Genomic DNA, 19,729 nt, shown 5'->3' on the forward strand with positions numbered 1-19,729 from the left:
ATTAAAATAGATTTGATCTGCAAAAGTATTCTCTCCTTATAAATTATATATATCTCTTTGATTAATTTCCTAATTTGAACGACGTGCAATTAAGCACATCTCTTTCGTATGTCATCAACTGACAATATATATAGTACCTTGCGCAGATTGCAGAACCATATCTAGGAAGTTAAGAAAATATTACTTTGGCAGATATTTTTGTAATATTCATAAATATATGACATCTGCAAAAGTAATAAATGGCGCTATAACAAGATTTATCAATTTATTATGTAACAAAAGACAACAAAAATAATTAAAATAGCAGTCAAAATTCTACTAAAAAACCTCCTAAACTAAATTCTTTGTCTAGTTCAGGAGGTTAATTTTATCTAATCTCTGTTTTTATTCAATTATCTAAACTAATTTCTTACGAATCATGCCTGAAATCCAATCGATCACTACAACCATCGCAATGATCCCAAGTAGGATAACACCTACCCGATTCCATTGCCGGTACTGTAAAGCAATGATTAACGGATAACCAATACCACCAGCACCAACCAAACCAAGGATAGATGCGGAACGAACAGAAACATCAAAACGATATAAAGTATTAGAAATCAAAGCCGGCATTAAATTAGGTAGAATCGAAAACATAATGACATGAATTTTTGAGCCACCAACGGCCCTAATAGCATCATTGGGTCCATCTTCCAAGTTCTCAATTGCTTCAGAAAAGAGCTTAGCCAGCATCCCCACCGAGTGAAAGCCTAATGCTAACACACCGGCAGCTGAGCCGGGGCCCACAGCTTTAATAAACATCAAAGCCAAAACAATTTCTGGAAAAGACCGAATAATTGCTAACACAATCTTACCAATTCTAGAAGTATACCATTTCTTATGCTTAGTATGTGCTGCCCAAAAGGCAAATGGCAAAGAAATAATTGCAGAGATAAATGTACCTAAAAATGCGATACAAAGAGTTTGCCATAATTGTGAAATTAAGTCTTCACCACTGCCGTTATAAACATAGCTCCAGTCCGGGTGAAAAATTCCTGAGAAAATTGCTCCGGCAATTTGACCTGCCGTTGCTTTAATACCACCAAAGTTAATGCCGGTACAAGACCAAACAACAATTGCAATCGTTACTAAAGCGATTAACCAATGAATAAGGCGGGCTTTTTTATTAACGGGTTTAGACGGTAATTCTTTCATAGTAGTATCCATTACTTCATTAACGCCTCCCGTGATTTAGATGAAATATAGTCAATCAGCACAACGACAACGATAATGACGAGGATAATCGTACCAGTCTTGGCATAATCAAATACTTGCAAAGTTTGTTGCAGATATAAACCAATCCCGCCAGCACCAATATAGCCAAGTACCGTTGAGGCCCGGACATTAATTTCAAATGCATATAAACTATAGGAAATAAAGTAAGTCATAACCTGGGGCAAAATTGCAAAACAAATAATTTGTAACTTATTTGCACCTACCGCAGTCAAAGCTTCAATCGGACCAGGATCAATTGTTTCGATTGCCTCATAAAACAATTTAACAACCACACCAAAAGTGAAGACCGACAAAGCTAAGATACCAGCAACAGGGCCAATTCCCACAATAGCTACAAAGATAGCACCAAGAAGTAAATCAGGAATAGTTCTAATGATATTCATAATAAACCGTAGAACTCCGGTTACCAGTTTGTTCTTAATAATATTACGAGCAATTAGTAGCGAATACACAAAAGCTAAGGCTGACCCAATAATTGTTCCCAAAACTGCCATCTTAATAGTTTCAAGAAGTAACGGAATAACAGTAGGGAAATAAGACCAATCTGGATTAGCCATCTGAACAAAAATGTCACTGAATTGGCTAAAATTTTCAAACAGTACACTAATATGGGTATTGGTTACATTAATAGAAATGAATAATCCGGCAATCAGAACAATTAACCAAATTAAATTGATTATCTTAAATCTTTTCTTAGGCAATTGCGTTAAAGAATCATCAATCATCTTCTTCACCACCGTTATAAATTTTGGTGAAGACAGATTCAGGGGTAGCACTCATCTTACCATCATAAATAATTTCTCCGGCACGAATTCCGATCACTCTCTGCCCAAATTTGCGAGCAAGTTCAACACTGTGCAAGTTAGCAATTACTGTCATACCATGCTTTTCATTAAGCATCTTCAAATCTTCCATAACCTTGAGCGAGGTCTGTGGGTCTAACGAGGCAGTTGGTTCATCAGCCAAAATCACCTTAGGATTCTGCATCAAAACTCGCGCAATCGCAACTCTTTGTTGCTGGCCGCCTGACAGTTCGTCGGCACGAGCATAAACTTTATCGGCTAAATCAACCTGCTTTAAAGCTTCGTATGCTCTTTCTTTATCTTCCTTAGTAAACAAGTTAAAAATTGTCTTCCAAGTAGGATAATAAGCGACTCTGCCAGCCAATACGTTCCGTAAAACACTGGAACGCTTAACCAAATTAAAGTTTTGAAAAATCATCCCAATGTTACGACGAAGCAAGCGTAGCTTCTTGCCCCTTGCCTTGGTAATAGATTTACCATCAATTAAAATGTCACCCTCAGTAACATCAATTAAGCGATTAATTGAACGTAACAACGTTGATTTACCGGCTCCAGACAAACCAACAACTACAACAAATTCACCCTTATTAATGGTTAAATTAACTTTTTTTAAGCCGACAACCTTTTTATCGTAAACTTTTTTAACGTTCCTTAATTCAATCATTGGCTCGATTGCAGAATCAGTCATTATAATTTTAGTTCTCCTAACTTAATTATTTTTTATTTGATCCAACAATCTTGTTGTACTTACGAACAATATTGAAGTCGCTATCTTTGGCATAAGTATAACCTTCATGGCTATAAATGCTTTCAATAACTTTTCTACCCTTCTTAGATTTACCAATAGCAATAAATGCCTTGGCTAACTTCTTACGGAACGGTTTTGACATATTTGGAACAACTGAAATCGTGTCGTTTGGAATTGGCTTGGTGAAGTAGATTGGAACTACTTGGCTCATGATCTTTGGGTTATCTTTAATCACAGTATTACGTGCATCTTCAAAGACAAAAGCCGCATCGGCGTCCCCGTTTAATACGTTTAAAACACCTTGATCATCACCAGTTACAGTAGCTAGATGGTCTTTTTTAGTAACATCTAGTCCCTTTTCCTTCAACTCAGCAACTGGAAATACATAGCCTGAACTGGAAGTAGGATTTTGAACTGAAATATCTTTCCCTTTCAAATCTTTCCAGCTCTTAATCTTAGAACCTTTCTTAATGAGGATTTCTGAGCGGTATGATCGAACTAAATTCTTAGTTTGTTTACCGCCTGGTTGCTTAACACCGTAACGTTCAGCTTGTAAGAGTAGATCGGCTGCATTTTGCTTATGAGCTAATACATAACCATCTGGTGGAAGAAAGCCAACATCAACCTTCTTAGACTTCATTGCTTCTACAACCGTGTTGTAGTCAGTCGACATGGAAACGTGGACTGGAATACCTAATCTCTTTGAGAGCATTTTTTCCAGCGGCTTTGCCCGAGCCTGCAATTTGGTTGCAGATTGACTAGGTACAAATTGTACCTTTAAAGATTTAGGTGTGTAGTTTTGACTACTTGCAGATTTTTTATTCGAACAAGCAGTTGCAACCAACGCAACAAAAATGGCGACAAGGCCAATTAAAATTTTTCTAAATTTTTTCATTATCTTTCCTCCAAATATCCTTTTATCAATTAAGATAATATCAATATTTAGTAGGTGAGTAAAGTTAAGCCACAAGATAAAGTAGTTATCAAATATGGCACCTGATTACGTATTCACCATTAGTTACGTAATTTTAATTTATTTTTTAGTTGATTCAACGATTTTATCGTATTTACGTATGATGTTAAAATCACTATCTTTTGCGTAGGTATATCCTTCGTGACTATAGATACTTTCGATAACTTTTCTACCCTTCTTGGATTTACCAATAGAGATAAATGCCTTAGCCAACTTCTTACGAAATGGCTTGGACATATTTGGAACAACTGTGATCGTGTCATTTGGAATTGGCTTGGTAAAGTAAATTGGGACCACTTGCTTCATAATCTTAGGATTATCCTTAAGGACAGTATTACGTGCATCTTCAAAGACAAAGGCTGCGTCCGTATCACCGTTTAAAACATTTAATACAGCTTGATCATGGCCTGTTACGGTCACTAACTTACAACTCTTAACCACGTTTAATCCCTTTTGCTTTAGCTCAGCAACGGGAAATACATAACCGGCAGTTGAAGTAGGATTCTGAACTGAAATGGTTTTACCCTTTAAATCTTTCCAGCTCTTAATCTTAGAGCCTTTCTTAACAAGGATTTCTGAACGGTATGATCGAACTAAATTCTTAGTTTGTTTACCGTCTGGTTGTTTAACGCCATAACGTTCAGCTTGTAAAAGTAAATCGGCTGCATTTTGCTTATGGGCTAATACATAGCCATCTGGCGGAAGGAAACCAACGTCGACTTTTTTAGATTTCATTGCTTCTACAACCGTGTTGTAATCAGTCGACATGGAAACGTGCACCGGGATACCCAATCTCTTTGAAAGCATCTTTTCAAGTGGCTTAGCACGAGCCTGCAACTTATTGGCAGCTTGACTAGGCACAAACTGGATACTCAAAGATTTGGGTGTGTAATCCTCCTTAGTTGTGTTTTTGCTCGAACAAGCCGTCGCAACTAAAGCAACGAAAAGTGCAACTATCCCAACTAGCACTTTCTTTAATTTTTTCATTATATCCTCCTAACCAAATATCAAAAAAGACTTAATACAAAACCACAGACGTGATTTCATATTAAGTCTTTTAATAAAATTCTTAACCAAAAAACGAACGAAAACAATATTTTCAAAAATGAACACAAAAAATATAATACAACTAACAATCAATAAAGTATTGTCATATACCTGCATAGTATTCATTCCCTCCTTAACAGTCAAGCGTTTGTTTAGGAAAATAATAGCAGAAATATTCGGATTATGAAAGAGTATTTATAAATATTTCTATTTTTATTAGAAAAAATAGCCTGAAGGTTAAAACTTCAGACTCTAATTTAAAGATTAATTTTTACAAACTAATTAGGTTTAATCGGATTGTTATCGATGTCTGTTCTAATAATTAAAACGTCAGCCAATGCATGTTGGTTAACATATTCGGTAACTGAACCCATCAACATTCTTTCAACCGCATTCAAACCGGTTGCGCCCATTACAATTAAACTATCCTTGTGATCCTTGATAAAGTCATAAGAAATTATTCTCTTCGGACTTCCATAACGAATATGGTAGTTAAGGTCATCAAATTCAAAGTTATCGTGAGCCCACTTCTTCAAGCTTTGCAAATACTTTTCTGAATCTTGGGTCATCTGGTAAATAGTATCACCAGAAATTAAAGTATCCTGCATTTCACCCAAGAACTGCCGTGTATCAATTACATTTAAAACATCAATATGGGCGTTATCAGTCATAGCAATTTTAACTGCCTTATCAAAAGCTCTTTCGGCCGTTTCTGAACCATCAACCGGAACCAGAATGCTCTCTTTCTTCTCACTCATATCTCTCATCTCCTAGAAATTCTATTTTGCACTTAATTTTATTTTACCATAATTTCATACGCTGCTGCCCTCTTTAATAATTGTTTACATTCCCGTTTGTTGCTAAAATAATATGCATACGATTATTTATTGAAGGCAGGAATTTTATGACTAAAAAATTAAAAAATCAATTAATCGGAATTACAAGTGGCCGTAACTTTCGTGAATTAGGCGGCTATAAAACTTTATCTGGCAAAACAGTTAGAATGCATAAATTACTTCGAACGGGTAATTTATCTAGCTTAACACCACCTGATTTGGAATATCTTACCCATTACGGCGTTAAATACGTAGTTGATTTTAGAAGTAAGGCTGAAGTTGATGCACAGCCCGATCGTATTCCTAAAGGCGCAAAGTACGTGTACGATCCAGTCTTTAGTGAAGATCTAACCAATTCATCTAAAAGCACAAATGATTTAGTAGACCAATCAAAAGAGGACCCCAGCTTTGGATTCGACCACATGCTCTATGCATACGAGGACATGATCGAAAGCGACACCGCTAAAAAAGCTTACCGTAAGTTTTTCGATTTATTATTAAACAATGATCAAGCAAACAAATCACTAATCTTTCATTGTACCGCAGGTAAAGACAGGACCGGCTTCGGCGCCTTGCTTATCTTAAGCGCACTTGGAGTCCCGCTTGCAACCATTAGGCAAGACTACCTTTTAACTAATAAAGTAACCAAAGAGTATGTTGCCAATTTTATTCAGCACGCAAAAGAAGAGGGTAGTAATCCTAATACCCTGCAAACCCTTAAGGATGTTCAAACTGTCCATCCGGAATACATTGATCACGCAATTAAGGTTATTAATGATAACTACGGCAGCATTAACAATTATTTACGCGATGTGATGAAGCTCTCTAGTGCTGACATCATGAACTTACGTAATATTTACCTTAAATAATTTTTTAAGTAAATTGTTTTATTAAAAAATCATAGATTGCATTCGAATCCGTCATATTAAGTAGGGCTCGCAGATCATTTACCGGTGTTTTAGCTAAAAATGCCATCACTTCTGCCAAAAGTTTTGCCTGTCCGTCCGGATAATTATCTAGAAGCATAAATACAAATTTTACCCTTAGTTCTTTATCTGGCTTAATCATATTTTTAAAAATAACAGGCTTAGTTAAAGCAACGGGTACGATTAAACGGGCGTTAACAAATTCACCCTCAGTATGCGGAACGGCAATATTGGGCAAATTAGGCCCTAAAGTTGTCGTATCAAGACCAGTAGGGTAATTATCCTCCCGCTTAATAATGTGTTGCAGAAAGTTGCCTTTAACATAGCCATGTTTACGCAAATGGTCATAAGTCTCTTTTAGAACCTGATCACGGTCACTCTGCTTACTAACATAACCCGCATCGGGTGCAAAAATGTTTTTTTGAGTCATAAAATTACCTTCCAAGTTGAATTAACCTACATCCTTAAAACTAAGATATTAAGATGTATTTTTCAACCAAAAAAATGGTAAAGTTAATAAATACGATTTTTATTTGAGGAGAAAAAATGAGAAAAACAAAAACGGTGTACTTTGGTGCAGGTTGGTTCAATGAAAAGCAAACTAAGGCATATAAAGATGCAATGGATGCCTTAAAAACTAACCCAACGATTGACTTCGAGGATAGCTACGTCCCGTTAGATAACCAATACAAAAATATTCGGGTTGATAAACATCCAGAATATCTGCACGATATCGAATGGGCCTCTGCTACTTACCAAAATGATTTAATTGGTATCAAATCTTCTGATATTATGTTGGGTGTTTACCTTCCCAAAGAAGAAGACGTTGGTTTGGGAATGGAATTAGGTTATGCCAAAAGTTGCAGTAAATATATTCTTTTGGTAATTCCCGATGAATATTACGGCCAACCGATCAACTTAATGAGCTGGGGCGTTTGTGATAACGTGATTAAAATGAGTGCACTAAAAGACTTCGACTTTAATAATCCACGGTTCGGTTTTTATGACGGAGCCGTTTATTAAATAATTTATACTTACAATAATAGCTAAAGGGGATGCTGGTGACCAGCATCCCCTTTTACATACTTAAAAAATATATTATCTTTATTTATCTGCTTGATAACGTGACTTACCATCCAAATAAGTTTCACTGAGGGTCATATCCGGATTCAATACTAAGAAATCGGCATCCTTATCAGGACTGATTGAACCACATTTATTCAATATATTTACACTCTTAGCTGGAACGTATGACGCCATCATAATGGCATCTTCTGGAGTAACTACATTCCAGTCAACCACGTTTTTGACGGCAATCTTAAGTTGTAAAACACTGCCAGCTAAATTATCACCATGCTTCAAACGGGCCATGCCGTCTTTAACATAAACTGGCAATTCACCCAGCATATAATCCCCATCAGGCATCATACCAGCTTCCATACTGTCAGTGATTAAAGCAATGTGCTCTGGACCCTTTTCTTGGACTAACGCACGAACCATCGGTTCTTGAACGTGGTGACCATCACAAATAAGTTCATCAGTTACACTGTGCATTGCCATAGCTGCATTAGAAATCATTGGTGCATGGTGCATAGGATCTGGCATTCCGTTAAAAGTATGCGTAAACATGCTGGCACCCGCTTCAATTCCGGCTGCAGCCTGAGCAAAAGTTGCATTCGAGTGACCCAATGAAATGACTACGCCTTCCTTAGTAGCTTCACGAATGAATTCTTTTGAACCCTTTCTTTCCGGAGCCATCGACATTTTAATAAGCATGCCGTCAGAAGCTTCACGCCACTTATTAAATTCATCAATATCTGGATCCGTCATGTATTTGGGATTTTCTGCCCCGGCATGTTTTTCGGTGAAGAATGGCCCTTCAAAGTGAATACCTTGAATCTTAGCACCATGTTCCTGCCCCCTATGGGCAGCAAACATTTTACAGATTCTGGTTAACGTGGCATCAGCGGCGGTAATGGTGGTCGGCAACCATGAGGTAACCCCAGCTTTGAGCAAACCTTTAGAAAGTTTATCAATCCCCTGCCAATCACTCTTCATGACGTCTTCCTTTAATGAGCCATGAATATGGGTATCAACATACCCTGGGGCTATCCATTTACCTGAATAGTCAACAATTTTACCGGCTGGTTTCTCATTTTTAGGATAATAGAAACCAAATTTGCCATTATCCTGAATTTCAAGATAACCGCCCTTTTCTGTTCTATTTTCAAGGAAGAACTTATCCGCATGAATATAATAAGTCATCATTTTCTTCTTTCTTTAAAAGTATTAATAGCTATATTTTATAAGCTTATTCTACATTAAAAAATTGGTCTTTACCAGTTTGAATATAAATACTAAAAAATTTTTATATCTCTTAGGTACTGCGCGTTTTTTAGTTATAATAATAGTAGTTAATTAAATAGGAAGAATAAAATATGACACAAGATACGCAAATGAACAAACATCAATTAGGTCAACTTATCGGTGCAAACAGGCGCGATCATTATTATGAATTACACTATGCAACCGGTGAAGTTGCTCGTTTTTACATTTTAGGGGATGGAATCTTTCGTTATTTCCTTGATCCTGACAAAAGCTTTAACGAAAATCACACTTCATTTGTCGATCTATCTAGATTTGATAACCATTTCTTTGAAAAATCAAGCGCTCGGGCTACGAGTGATTCATTAATCATCCAATCTGGTATTTACCAAATTATTTTTCAGCAAAAACCAGCACTCATGAGTATCTTCGATGAAAATCTTCATAGAACGCGAATGACACAAATTGCGCCAATCGAATTAGATAAAGATCAAACAACTGAATTTTTAAAACAGAATAAAAACGAATTCTACTTTGGTGGTGGAATGCAAAACGGTTACTTTAGCCATAAAGGACGCCGAATCAACATCAAACGTGACAAAATCACGGGGAAAGATGGGGTTCTGACACAAGTTCCGTTCTTCTGGTCCAACGCAGGCTTTGGAGAATTAAGGAATACCGTCCGTGCTGGCAGCTATGATTTTGGTAAAAGCGATAAAAGTGTGACTGCACTTACTCACACAAGCAAAGTATTCGATAATTTTTACATTATTGGCAATTCACCAACTGTTATTTTAGATAAATACTACCTCTTAACCGGAAAACCACTTATGCTTCCTAAATATGCTTTAGGTTTAGGACACATCGGTAATTTTATTACTACGATGTGGCAACCCAGCCAAGCTAAGAAACGCAATGCAAGCAGATTTGACAATAATAGTTATTACACCCGCACTAATGATCCTAAGAAAGTCAGCGGTAAAGCTTCCTTAAATGGCGAGGAAGAATACCAATTTTCTGCTCGGGCAATGATTGACCGTTACCAAAAATTGCATTTTCCGTTAAGTTGGTTTGTACCAAATTATGGTGTTCAAGACGTTGATCAAGATTCACTAGCAACCTTCAACGATTACGCCAATAACCAGGATATCCACGCCGGTTTTTGGAGTAACCAAGCAGTAACTGAGCCTTCTCCTAAAACTGCATTTATTATGACTAATACCAGTTTTAGTAAGGTTTTAGATAAAGATCAGCAATCTCTAAAAACAAATTTGAAACGAAAGCGGCCACTAATTTTAACAAATACGGGAACTGCAGGCAGTCAAAATAAGACAGCTTTAGCCTTTGGTGATACTGGCGGTAACTGGGAAAACATCCCAACCCAAATAGCCAGCTTCTTAGGTTCTAGCCTATCTGGTCAACCAATCGTTGGAGCAGCAATTGACGGAACTAATGGTGGTGGTAATGCTCAAATAAGTATTCGTGACTTTGAATGGAAAGCTTTCACACCGTTATTCTTTAATATTGATGATCAGGGTACTTTCAGCAAAACCCCATTTGCTTACAACAGTAAAATGACCCAGATCAACCGTGCCTATTTACAATTACGCAATCAATTAAAGAATTATCTTTATACTTTGATTTACAAAGCACAAACTGGTGATCCAATTTTACGGGCACTATTCATTGAATTTCCACATGAGCAGGTTAACTATACTTCACAGGTTGGCAACGAATTTATGTTGGGACCAAATTTATTAATCTCACCAATCACCAATGGCCGTGAAGATAGCAATGGCAACTCACGTAAAGATAATCTATACCTGCCAAGTCACAGAACCATGTGGATTGATCTTTTCACTGGCAAGAGATATTTAGGTGGGCGCGTATTCAATAAACTGTCTTACCCACTTTGGCACTTACCCGTCTTTATCCGTGGCGGTGCCATCTTCGATCTGGGTAATCGTAATTATATACTTTACCCTCAAGGCAGAAGTGAAATCACCACTTATGATGATAATGACTTTAATGATTTCAACCATAATCATACTGAAACTAAGATCACGAGTGATTTTGAATCAAGTAGATTAACCGTAACGATTGATCCGGTTAAAGGCGACTTTAACGGAATGAAAACTAATAACAGCACTAACTTGAATATTATGTGTGATTCCTACCCTGACCGGGTAACAGTAAGGATAAATGACCAAACCATTAACATGCAGGAATACGGGACACCCGATACTTTTTCTCATGCTAAAGAGGGTTTCTTCTATAATACTGACTACACTTGGCTGCCGGAATTCAACCAATACCAGAAAGAAAAACAAACGGCCCTACAAATTAAACTTGCTAGTCGTGATATTACTGACAGTAAAATTGAGGTTATCATTCAAAACTTCAATTATGGTAACCAAACTTTAGTCCATTCAATTACAGATTCACTTTTACGAGCACCAAAATTACCAACGGTGGATCCGACCAAGATCACCGCTCACTCTTTTGAACTCGCATGGCCACAAGTATCTAACCAAGTACAAGTTGAAATCAACGGATTATTATATGATGGCATTGACGGTACTTCATTTACCTTCCATGAATTAACACCAAATTCACGTTACATCATTCGTTTGCGTTACGTTGCTGGTAACAAAGTATCCGAATGGTCTGATTACTTCGGTGTTATTACTAAACGAGCCGCAATTGATTATGCGATTAACAATATCCACGTTCAAAGTAATTTGGATAGTAATAAAGATCATCCGTTAAACTACCTAACTGACTTGAAACTTGCTAGTGAATGGGAAACTAACGAAAGCGTAAGCGAAAACAAACCATTGCAATTAACATTCACCTTTGATGAGTTAGAAAAGCTGAGTCGAATGACTTATGTACCTCGCAATGTTGACCATAAAGGTGACCCAACTTCAGTTGGAATTGAGATTTCCAGCGACGGTGAAAAATTTGCTTCGTATGGTGATCGTTTAACCTGGAAAGCTGATAGTAAGAACAAGGTAGTTGGCTTACGCGATGTAACTGCAAAAGCGATCAGGTTAACTATCTATAAATCATCTGGCCCGATTGTAGCCGGAAGAGAAGTTATGTTCTTTAGAGCTAAAAAGTAATATAAATAAATATTAATTGCTACTAAAAAATGCATCCCTGAATAAATCAGGGATGCATTTTACTTCTAATAAATATTAAGTTTTGTATCTTTAACTCTGCACTATGTTATGCAGCTTTAGCTTGTTTACTTTTTACCCAGCTGGCAAAGAAGATTATACCGAAAACTATGATAGATAATACTCCAAAGAATATTGTTAAATCAGTATAACCATCTAATGTAATTGCTTGTTGAGTGGTAAGAAAATGAGTTGACTTATCTACTTGATTACATAAACCAAGGAACAACATGATCAAACCATTCAAAGTTAGCAAGCCGCTGATAACAGTTAAAATCTTAATCTTGATTAACTTCAAAAAATCATGTCCTTTCTTTTGATACAAATACTAGTATTTTATACCTTTAGAAAAGAAAAGCAAGTATTTTGTTTAAAGTTATTGACAAATCAATTTATTTGTTACTCAGATTTTAATTGATCCAGAATTTCAAGTATATCGTCACGGTTAAGCTTAGTACTACCAACGGTTTTACCACTTAAAACGGCTTCAGCTAACTTGGCTTTACGCTTCTGTAACTCAATAATTTTATCTTCAATTGTATTCTTAGCCACAATCTTATAAATTTGAACAGAATTCTTTTGCCCAATTCGGTGAGCACGATCCGTTGCCTGACTTTCTGCGGCAATATTCCACCATGGATCATAGTGAATGACAACGTCGGCACTAGTTAAGTTAATCCCGGTTCCACCAGCCTTTAGTGAAATAAGGAAAACAGCCGGATGTTTTAGTTTATTAAACTTCTCAATTAGTTTTTGCCGTTCTAACTTAGGTGTTGAACCGATAATTTCAAAAATAGTAACTTTATCCTTCACCAATCTTTGCCTAATAATCGCAAGCATTGATGTAAATTGTGAAAACAGCAATATTTTATGACCACCATCCAAAGAAGCACGGACTAAGTCTAAAGCTGCAGCTAATTTGGCAGATTTCCCTTGGTAGTTTTTATACAAAAGTCGCGGATCACAACATAATTCCCGTAATTTAGTTAGTTCTGCTAAAATTTGAAAACGATGCTTTTTGAAATCTTTGTCATTTTGACTACCTAATTGCATCAGTAATCGTTGTGTTTGGGCTTGATACAATTCTTTTTGCTTGCCAGCTAATTGGACATAAACTATCTTTTCATCCTTAGCTGGTTAATCCTTTAGGACATTTTTCTTAAGCCGACGCAAAACAAATGGTGCAATCAATTGACTGAGCTGCTCTTCCTTATTCTTATCATGGTCTTTGACAATTGGTTGCTCAAAGGTTTGTTTAAAGTAAGTATAATTGCCTAAAAAGCCGGGCATTAAGTAATCAAAAATACTCCACAATTCACTTAAATTATTCTCAATTGGTGTACCTGTTAGTGCAAATTTATGCTCGGCATCAATTATTTTAACTGCTTTTGCAGCAGCTGATTTAGCATTCTTAATATTCTGAGCTTCATCAATAATCTCAGTCTCAAAATTCTTATCTTGGTAGAATTCCAAATCACGTTTTAATGAATCATACGAAGTAATCAATACGTCTTTATTTTCAGCAGTTTGCAGTTGCTCTTGCCGCTCCTTTTTTGTTCCGCCCAAGACAACACAAGATAATTCTGGGGTAAATTTCTCAATTTCATTCTGCCAGTTATAAATTACGGAGGCAGGCGCCACAATTAAATTACTACCCTTACCCTTCAAAGAAACTAATAAAGTAAGTACTTGCAAAGTTTTACCTAAGCCCATTTCATCGGCAAGTAGCCCACCTAAATTATAGTGAGTCATCGTTGCCAACCACTTAAAGCCATCTTTTTGGTAAGGACGTAAAACTTTATCTAACTTTGCTGGTACCTTTGCTTCCTTAATTTTACCCTTTTCCAAGTCATCAACCAGATTTTTAAAGGCATGATCACTAGAAAACTTCAGGTTATCTCTTTGTTCCAATAACTTTTGTAAATAAAAGGCACGGTAGGCTGGTATCGTTAATTTACCCTTCGTAAAATCTTTTAAGTTTAAATTCAGCGAAGTCATTACCTTATCCAATTCTTCAATTGATGGTGAATCTAATTTTCTAATTTCACCATTTCTAAGGATGAAGTAATGCTTCTGCTGTTGATAAGCATCAAGCAAAGCACTAATATCTTCAGCTGACATGCTGGGACCAGTAACTGTTAGATCCAAGGTATTATTACGTAAATGAATTCCCAAGTGAACATTCAAGCTAGTCTGCGCACTATTCATCATTTGTTTAAAGGCGGCAGTTACTTCAATTCGACCCAATTCTTTTAGTTTGGTAATTCCAGCATTAAGAAATTGATGAACCTTCTTATCTTTCTTCATAGATAAGAAATAATGATCATTATTTTGGTCGAAGTAGGTTTGCAACAGATCCATTGCGCCTTTTTCTTCCTCAAAATCACGAATAGAATCATCAGACGTGGTTTCACCTAAAACAAATTTTTGCTTGCCATAATTTACTAGTGTTTGACAGGTAATTTCTTCATTATGATAATCCAACTGAAACACAAATTCAGCTCTTGGTGGCAATACCTTATCTAATTTCTTAGCTCCCGTAATTTTTAAGTTTTTATTTTTACTCAAATGGGGAAGTATTCTATGACCAAAGGTCTTCAAAGTTTTAGAACTAAATTGAAGTTTTTGCCCAGGAAAAATACCAACTTGATCCAAGGCATCCGGGGTTAAACCGGTATATTTAGTCCAACGATTAAGTTCGCAACTATAATAACTTTTATTACCAGCAAAAATTCGTTCATAAGTTTGAAACGGAAAAACGTTAACTATAGCAGAATTACCATCTTTATTAAGTTTAATATCAATCGGTAAATCTAATTTTTCCGTACCGTAACGAATTCGTGTCCCGTTTTCATAAGCCGGTAATCCTGAAGAAATCATCTCATCAACCTGATCGGCAAGGGTCCCCTTTAATGGAATATTCTTAAGCTTAAGTTCATTAAAATCATCAATCCTAGTAGCACTTTGGATATCGACTAATTTTTGTGCAAACTGATACCAGGTTAAACTATCTTGATCCATCCTGTCAGGATCGACAACATCGTCAAAATATTTACCAAATTTAACTACTTCTCCTTCACGGGCAGAGTTAACCATATTTTGCAGGTTCTGTACTTTATACAAATGCTGGTCTTCACCAATTTTAAAGTATAAAACTACTGTTCCCTGATCATTTTCAATTTGGGCACGAAAAGTAATTGCTTGCCCAGGCTTATTCCTAGATTGGAAATACGTTAATAAACGCTTAGCAGCATCATTAGTCTGATCAAAGGGATCATGTTTAAGAAAATATAAAACAAAATGCAGCAATCCCATGATAAAGAAGACATCTTGATTAATATTCTTGTTTATACGTGACTCAGCGGTAATATCCGTAATTTTTTCGAGGTTAAAGTTGATATATACCATAAAGTAACCGTACCGTGACCTAAATTCAGTCGTATAAAGATAACGATTATCATTAGTTTTGGTCAATTCTTCATTTACTAAGGTATATTCTTTTTCTAAAGTGCTAGCTTTATTGTAATCAGAATTGGTAAATGTTCTGCCAGTAATTAATTGCAGTGGGTTAACCGTGAGGTGGGCATCCGCAATTTTTGCTTTCAAATCATCTGAAACCGCATCAACAAAAGCAATCCTTGATGACCGCGGCTTTTCACCATTGCCATTCTTTGCATCTTCATTTTGTTTAATTTCAAGAAGAACGGCTGCCATATGTTTACAATTATGGCCCGCTTGAGCCCACGGACAGTTACACTTTAATTCTGAAGCTTTGCCATTTTTATAAACACCAGTTACCCGATAGTAATAAAAACGGTCTGACGATTGAACAGAGGCAATAAAATGCCCGTCTTTACCCCATCCAATGCCATTAACTTTACCATCTTTTTGATACTTAACGCCTCGTTGATAAACTTTATCAGCAAACCGTGAACGAAAATCTTTCATACTTTCACCCTTAATAACCATATTAAGACTATTATCCCAAGATTTATAATAAAAGGGAAGTAAGTAATTTCTAAAATTTAAAACATAATAAAAGAGGTCCGTTGACCTCTTTTATTATTTCCATTCGCTATCTAACCACTCCATCGCTAAATTAAACCAATGAGCAGCATGCGGATTATCTTGCCACGGCCGATCCTTTACGACCATATCCGGTCGAGCTAATGAAAAACCATGAACACCTTTATTAAATAAGTGTGCCTCACAAGGAACTTGGTGATCATATAAAGCCTGGATATATTCAATTGAATTAGAAACCAAAACCATTGGATCATCCCACGCTTGAAAGACAAAAGTAGCAGGTGTTTCACGTGTAACGCCCAAGGCACTATCACGTAAAGCTTTATCCTCTGGTACTTTACCCTGTTCATCTTCAGGAATATCGATCCCAATTTTAGCAATATTAATTAGTGGGTACCCTAAAATTGTCTTATTCGGTAAAACGTCTTTTGATTTAAAGTTATACAGCTTCTTATATTTATCAGCATTAGCCATATAATTAGCAATACTTACGATGTGACCTCCGGCGGAGAAACCGATCGTCACAATCTTTTTAGGATCAATATTATAGTCCTTAGCATGTTCACGGTAATATTTAACCGTCGCTAAAACGTCTAATCCGGCGTCAGGATAAATATCGCCTTCATCTTGCACCAAATTATAATCCATTACTACGCTATTAAAGCCACGGCTGTTAAAAGCAAGGGCAACAGGTTCACTTTCTCGTTGTGAGAAATGATCGAAGCTTCCGCCTGGAACCACAATCGCCAATGGATGCTTGGGCTCCACCAAATCAGCAATTTGTTTCAACGTATACGTATGAATTTTAAATTCACGACTATTAAAATTTTTTAGCGTTAATTCATTTACTTCCATCTTTTACCTCGTTTTTATTCATTCCTCTACTTAAAAAGATTGTAGAGAGAGGAACAGTTAATAATACCCCTATCAAGGAATACATGATGATCAGAGCTTCATTTACAAACAATTTTTCATTTAGAACCTCACCCATTGAGTAATTCAAACGAAAATACCATAAGAATAAAGATAAGAAACTACCAAACATTCCGAATAAAATGGTATTCATCGCCGTACCTAAAACATCTCTACCGATTCTGTTACCACTTGCTATTAAATTCATCCGGCTAATATTTGGGTTATGCTTTTTTATTTCCAGAAGTCCAGAACTCATGGCCACAGCCGCTTCAGCAATCGCACCTAATGATGAGAAGATGGCAACTGCTACCGCAATCATTGGGTAACTCAAGCCCGGCATTTGCGATAAGCCGACTAAGACTTCGCCAGCCTCAGGACCCATTCCGGCAGCTTGAGCCAACCATTGACAGCCTAAGATTAATACACTAACAATCAAGCACACGAGAAAGGCTGCATAAAATGAATTTTTAGCAACAGTATAATCATGTGTACCTAAGAAAATTATAGTAACTAATTTCAAAGGAATAAAGATCAAAATTAAAATTGGAATACTTATTCCCCAAGATATCAGAATTGCCACTAAAATTAGAAGCATGGTATTGATCAGTACACTGAAGAAACTGCGAATACCAGTCTCTCCGCCAACAATTGTCATTAAAATCGCTAATACAATAATTAAGGCAGTTAACGTACTCATTCTTTCTTACCCCACTTCCATTTTTTATTCTTCAAAAATAGTAGGCTGCATCCCGTCGCGAAGATCACAGTAAGTACGATCCCAATCGCGGAAATTACGCTTTGAGTAGCTCCTAAAGACAAAGTAAAACCAAAAGCTGAACCTAAACTATTATTATCTCTTAAATAAATAATAGTCATAGGAAGTGCACCTGAGATAAAGATCAATACCAAAACATTGATTAATGGACCCATGATTTCCTGTCCCATCGTTCGGCCACTCTTAATCAGCTGATTAACCGTAATATCCTTCCTGGTTTGAACCAATTCATACAAACTGGAAATAATATCGGTTGATTCATCCATTACGGCACCCAAAATACCGAGCAAGGTTTGGGCTAAGAAAATTCCACGCGGATCTTGAGTGGCGTAGTCGCCGGTTTCGTACTTCATTTCTGATTCACCCGTTAATTGCATTACTAAATAACAGAGGCCAAAGGAAATAAAGACCCCAAGAAGTGTCGCCAGCCACGTTGCTAGCATTTTTTTATTAAATCCCTGATCTATTAGTAAACCAAAGAATGAAAAAATTATGTCAGCTAAACTAAACAGTAGGATAATATGTGCACCATTCATGTGGACATCTAAAACAATAACTAAATAAAAAATCAACCAACTTAGCGCCATCGAAATAATTAGCGCAAACGAATGCCGACCAACAATAGCTATCATTAGTGCAATGGTCACCGTCAAGGCAAGAACTAGTACCCAATCACGCTTGGGATTCACAATTGCTGGATCACCCTTCTTAATGTTAACGAAAATCCGCTGCCGTGCGCGGTATTTTTGTGACACCATCTGCGAAGGATAATATACATTCTTAGTAGTAAAAGTTCTCCCCTTATACTTACCAGACAAAACCTTTAAATGTAACGTCTGTTCCCGTGTCTGATCGACATTGTTGTAAACATCCTTATCTTTTTCAATCAAACGGTCTTTAATGACGTTATCAGTAATTACTGCTACATCATCTCTAGAATAAATATTAGTGGCAAAATAGGTACAAGCAGTTAAAACCAAACCTATAACTGCTACAATAAGTGCTATTATATAGCGCTTCTTATTTTTAGCTTTCATATTTTTATCTCCCTGTTGTCCCTATACTTTAAAACAAAAAGCGACCTAATTAAAAGTCGCTTACTAATTCTTAAAAGTTTAGAAACCTTTGCCACCAATGTTTCTTTTCATTTTGTACCTGCATGCCAGCGAGAGTACGATGAACATTAACGTTGGCACGTTTCTGAGCATTTTCTTTAGCTCTATTAATAATCTCGCTATGAACTTCCGCTTCACTCTTCTTTTTATCTTGAGCTAGTTCCGCCCTTTTGGCCTCACGCGTCATCGGTTCATGTTCTTTTTTAGTTGCAGCTTGAGGTTTATCATCTACATTACTAGTACTAACAATCCCCGAAATATCAGGTAAACTGGAAAATTTATTATCATCAGCTTTAGGCGCAGCTATCTGCTTTTTATCTAAAAGCTCCTTATTTTGCTTTTCGATCTTACTAAGCTGTTTCTGTAAAGAATCAATTGCCTTATTTTGGTTACCAATCGTTTGCTGAAGAGCCTTTAGTAATTTAACAACCTGTGGCGTAGTCATCAATGCCTTATCTTGAACCTTGTCTTCGGCATTTTTACTCTGATCAGGATCATTCTTATCCCTAACCTCATAAATCTGCCGTGCTGCTTCTTGAAGGGTCAGGCCACTGTTCCTCGCTAATTTATGAAAAGCATCCAGATCTTTTATATCTTTTTCATGGTATAAACGCGCCTTTTGCTTGGTCCGTTCATAATATTTTTTATTACCAGTAACCTTTTCAACAATAAGCGAATACTTACGCAACGTAGCCACACTAATACCCAACTTTTTGGCTGTAGCTGCCGGTGCCATAAGTTCTTCAAAGTTATGTTCATTACTTGTCATTACGATTTACT

The 19,729-nt window shown here is 36.6% G+C and carries 18 protein-coding genes; 3 read left to right on the forward strand and 15 right to left on the reverse strand.

Annotated features, from left to right (window positions below):
- Positions 1–396: 396 nt before the first annotated feature.
- The 6 genes from phnE (FC77_RS03660) to FC77_RS03685 all read right to left on the reverse strand — a co-directional run bounded on the left by phnE (FC77_RS03660) (position 397) and on the right by FC77_RS03685 (position 5,607).
- A complete protein-coding gene (gene phnE, locus FC77_RS03660) occupies positions 397–1,209 on the reverse strand; it encodes a phosphonate ABC transporter, permease protein PhnE (protein ID WP_056970171.1) in 813 nt (270 codons plus the stop codon).
- Positions 1,209–2,003 (reverse strand): phosphonate ABC transporter, permease protein PhnE, encoded by a 795-nt coding sequence (gene phnE / locus FC77_RS03665; RefSeq protein WP_151443540.1) that lies wholly within the window; start codon positions 2,001–2,003, stop codon positions 1,209–1,211. Before phnE (FC77_RS03665) ends, phnE (FC77_RS03660) begins: the two co-directional genes overlap by 1 nt.
- A complete protein-coding gene (gene phnC / locus FC77_RS03670) occupies positions 1,996–2,769 on the reverse strand; it encodes a phosphonate ABC transporter ATP-binding protein (RefSeq protein WP_056970172.1) in 774 nt (257 codons plus the stop codon). The genes phnE (FC77_RS03665) and phnC overlap by 8 nt, the downstream gene beginning before the upstream one ends.
- Before the next feature lie 25 nt (positions 2,770–2,794).
- Positions 2,795–3,724 (reverse strand): phosphate/phosphite/phosphonate ABC transporter substrate-binding protein, encoded by a 930-nt coding sequence (locus FC77_RS03675; RefSeq protein WP_056970173.1) that lies wholly within the window; start codon positions 3,722–3,724, stop codon positions 2,795–2,797.
- Positions 3,725–3,862: 138 nt separating this feature from the next.
- Entirely contained in the window at positions 3,863–4,789 is a 927-nt protein-coding gene (locus tag FC77_RS03680; protein ID WP_056970174.1) for a phosphate/phosphite/phosphonate ABC transporter substrate-binding protein, read from the reverse strand.
- Positions 4,790–5,127: 338 nt separating this feature from the next.
- Complete coding sequence (locus FC77_RS03685; protein ID WP_056970175.1) at positions 5,128–5,607, reverse strand: universal stress protein; 480 nt, start codon at positions 5,605–5,607, stop codon at positions 5,128–5,130.
- Between the two features lie 146 nt (positions 5,608–5,753).
- Between FC77_RS03685 and FC77_RS03690 the strand changes: the two genes are divergently transcribed.
- A complete protein-coding gene (locus tag FC77_RS03690) occupies positions 5,754–6,554 on the forward strand; it encodes a tyrosine-protein phosphatase (RefSeq protein ID WP_056970176.1) in 801 nt (266 codons plus the stop codon).
- A gap of 4 nt (positions 6,555–6,558) precedes the next feature.
- On the opposite strand, the gene FC77_RS03695 is transcribed toward FC77_RS03690, so the two are convergent.
- Positions 6,559–7,041, reverse strand: a complete 483-nt coding sequence (locus FC77_RS03695; protein WP_056970177.1) for a PTS sugar transporter subunit IIA — start codon at positions 7,039–7,041, stop codon at positions 6,559–6,561.
- A 116-nt stretch (positions 7,042–7,157) separates the two neighbouring features.
- Here FC77_RS03695 and FC77_RS03700 point away from each other — a divergent pair, with 116 nt between their 5' ends.
- The gene (locus tag FC77_RS03700) at positions 7,158–7,634 is read left to right on the forward strand and encodes a nucleoside 2-deoxyribosyltransferase (protein ID WP_054681694.1); all 477 of its coding nucleotides are present in this window, start codon (positions 7,158–7,160) and stop codon (positions 7,632–7,634) included.
- Between the two features lie 81 nt (positions 7,635–7,715).
- Here the strand turns inward: FC77_RS03700 and nagA are convergent, their stop codons facing one another.
- Positions 7,716–8,876 (reverse strand): N-acetylglucosamine-6-phosphate deacetylase, encoded by a 1,161-nt coding sequence (nagA, locus tag FC77_RS03705; RefSeq protein ID WP_054681704.1) that lies wholly within the window; start codon positions 8,874–8,876, stop codon positions 7,716–7,718.
- Between the two features lie 173 nt (positions 8,877–9,049).
- Here nagA and FC77_RS03710 point away from each other — a divergent pair, with 173 nt between their 5' ends.
- Positions 9,050–12,061, forward strand: coding sequence for a TIM-barrel domain-containing protein (locus FC77_RS03710; RefSeq protein ID WP_054681692.1), 3,012 nt, complete (start codon positions 9,050–9,052; stop codon positions 12,059–12,061).
- A 106-nt stretch (positions 12,062–12,167) separates the two neighbouring features.
- Here FC77_RS03710 and FC77_RS03715 read toward each other — a convergent pair whose 3' ends face one another.
- The 7 genes from FC77_RS03715 to FC77_RS03745 all read right to left on the reverse strand — a co-directional run bounded on the left by FC77_RS03715 (position 12,168) and on the right by FC77_RS03745 (position 19,718).
- On the reverse strand, positions 12,168–12,416 hold the full coding sequence (locus FC77_RS03715) for a hypothetical protein (RefSeq protein ID WP_054681690.1): 249 nt from the start codon (positions 12,414–12,416) through the stop codon (positions 12,168–12,170).
- Between the two features lie 101 nt (positions 12,417–12,517).
- Positions 12,518–13,201 (reverse strand): DEAD/DEAH box helicase, encoded by a 684-nt coding sequence (locus tag FC77_RS03720; protein ID WP_056970179.1) that lies wholly within the window; start codon positions 13,199–13,201, stop codon positions 12,518–12,520.
- 54 nt (positions 13,202–13,255) lie between these two features.
- Entirely contained in the window at positions 13,256–16,066 is a 2,811-nt protein-coding gene (locus tag FC77_RS03725) for an SNF2-related protein (RefSeq protein WP_056970180.1), read from the reverse strand.
- 114 nt (positions 16,067–16,180) lie between these two features.
- A complete protein-coding gene (locus FC77_RS03730; protein ID WP_056970181.1) occupies positions 16,181–16,999 on the reverse strand; it encodes an alpha/beta hydrolase in 819 nt (272 codons plus the stop codon).
- Positions 16,986–17,756, reverse strand: a complete 771-nt coding sequence (locus FC77_RS03735; RefSeq protein WP_056970182.1) for a YibE/F family protein — start codon at positions 17,754–17,756, stop codon at positions 16,986–16,988. The genes FC77_RS03730 and FC77_RS03735 overlap by 14 nt, the downstream gene beginning before the upstream one ends.
- Positions 17,753–18,871, reverse strand: coding sequence for a YibE/F family protein (locus FC77_RS03740; protein WP_056970183.1), 1,119 nt, complete (start codon positions 18,869–18,871; stop codon positions 17,753–17,755). Before FC77_RS03740 ends, FC77_RS03735 begins: the two co-directional genes overlap by 4 nt.
- A 70-nt stretch (positions 18,872–18,941) precedes the next feature.
- Positions 18,942–19,718, reverse strand: a complete 777-nt coding sequence (locus FC77_RS03745; protein ID WP_056970184.1) for a helix-turn-helix domain-containing protein — start codon at positions 19,716–19,718, stop codon at positions 18,942–18,944.
- Between the last annotated feature and the right edge of the window lie 11 nt (positions 19,719–19,729).

This window comes from Lactobacillus acetotolerans DSM 20749 = JCM 3825 (assembly GCF_001436775.1).
GTDB classification, from domain to species: domain Bacteria; phylum Bacillota; class Bacilli; order Lactobacillales; family Lactobacillaceae; genus Lactobacillus; species Lactobacillus acetotolerans.

What these genes read in the sequence shown, in the direction of transcription:
- phnE (WP_056970171.1), bottom strand. Translation starts at nt 1,209, where the DNA reads ATGGATACTACTATGAAAGAATTACCGTCTAAACCCGTTAATAAAAAA.
- phnE (WP_151443540.1), bottom strand. Translation starts at nt 2,003, where the DNA reads ATGATTGATGATTCTTTAACGCAATTGCCTAAGAAAAGATTTAAGATA.
- phnC (WP_056970172.1), bottom strand. Translation starts at nt 2,769, where the DNA reads ATGACTGATTCTGCAATCGAGCCAATGATTGAATTAAGGAACGTTAAA.
- FC77_RS03675 (WP_056970173.1), bottom strand. Translation starts at nt 3,724, where the DNA reads ATGAAAAAATTTAGAAAAATTTTAATTGGCCTTGTCGCCATTTTTGTT.
- FC77_RS03680 (WP_056970174.1), bottom strand. Translation starts at nt 4,789, where the DNA reads ATGAAAAAATTAAAGAAAGTGCTAGTTGGGATAGTTGCACTTTTCGTT.
- FC77_RS03685 (WP_056970175.1), bottom strand. Translation starts at nt 5,607, where the DNA reads ATGAGTGAGAAGAAAGAGAGCATTCTGGTTCCGGTTGATGGTTCAGAA.
- FC77_RS03690 (WP_056970176.1), top strand. Translation starts at nt 5,754, where the DNA reads ATGACTAAAAAATTAAAAAATCAATTAATCGGAATTACAAGTGGCCGT.
- FC77_RS03695 (WP_056970177.1), bottom strand. Translation starts at nt 7,041, where the DNA reads ATGACTCAAAAAAACATTTTTGCACCCGATGCGGGTTATGTTAGTAAG.
- FC77_RS03700 (WP_054681694.1), top strand. Translation starts at nt 7,158, where the DNA reads ATGAGAAAAACAAAAACGGTGTACTTTGGTGCAGGTTGGTTCAATGAA.
- nagA (WP_054681704.1), bottom strand. Translation starts at nt 8,876, where the DNA reads ATGACTTATTATATTCATGCGGATAAGTTCTTCCTTGAAAATAGAACA.
- FC77_RS03710 (WP_054681692.1), top strand. Translation starts at nt 9,050, where the DNA reads ATGACACAAGATACGCAAATGAACAAACATCAATTAGGTCAACTTATC.
- FC77_RS03725 (WP_056970180.1), bottom strand. Translation starts at nt 16,066, where the DNA reads ATGAAAGATTTTCGTTCACGGTTTGCTGATAAAGTTTATCAACGAGGC.
- FC77_RS03730 (WP_056970181.1), bottom strand. Translation starts at nt 16,999, where the DNA reads ATGGAAGTAAATGAATTAACGCTAAAAAATTTTAATAGTCGTGAATTT.
- FC77_RS03735 (WP_056970182.1), bottom strand. Translation starts at nt 17,756, where the DNA reads ATGAGTACGTTAACTGCCTTAATTATTGTATTAGCGATTTTAATGACA.
- FC77_RS03740 (WP_056970183.1), bottom strand. Translation starts at nt 18,871, where the DNA reads ATGAAAGCTAAAAATAAGAAGCGCTATATAATAGCACTTATTGTAGCA.
- FC77_RS03745 (WP_056970184.1), bottom strand. Translation starts at nt 19,718, where the DNA reads ATGACAAGTAATGAACATAACTTTGAAGAACTTATGGCACCGGCAGCT.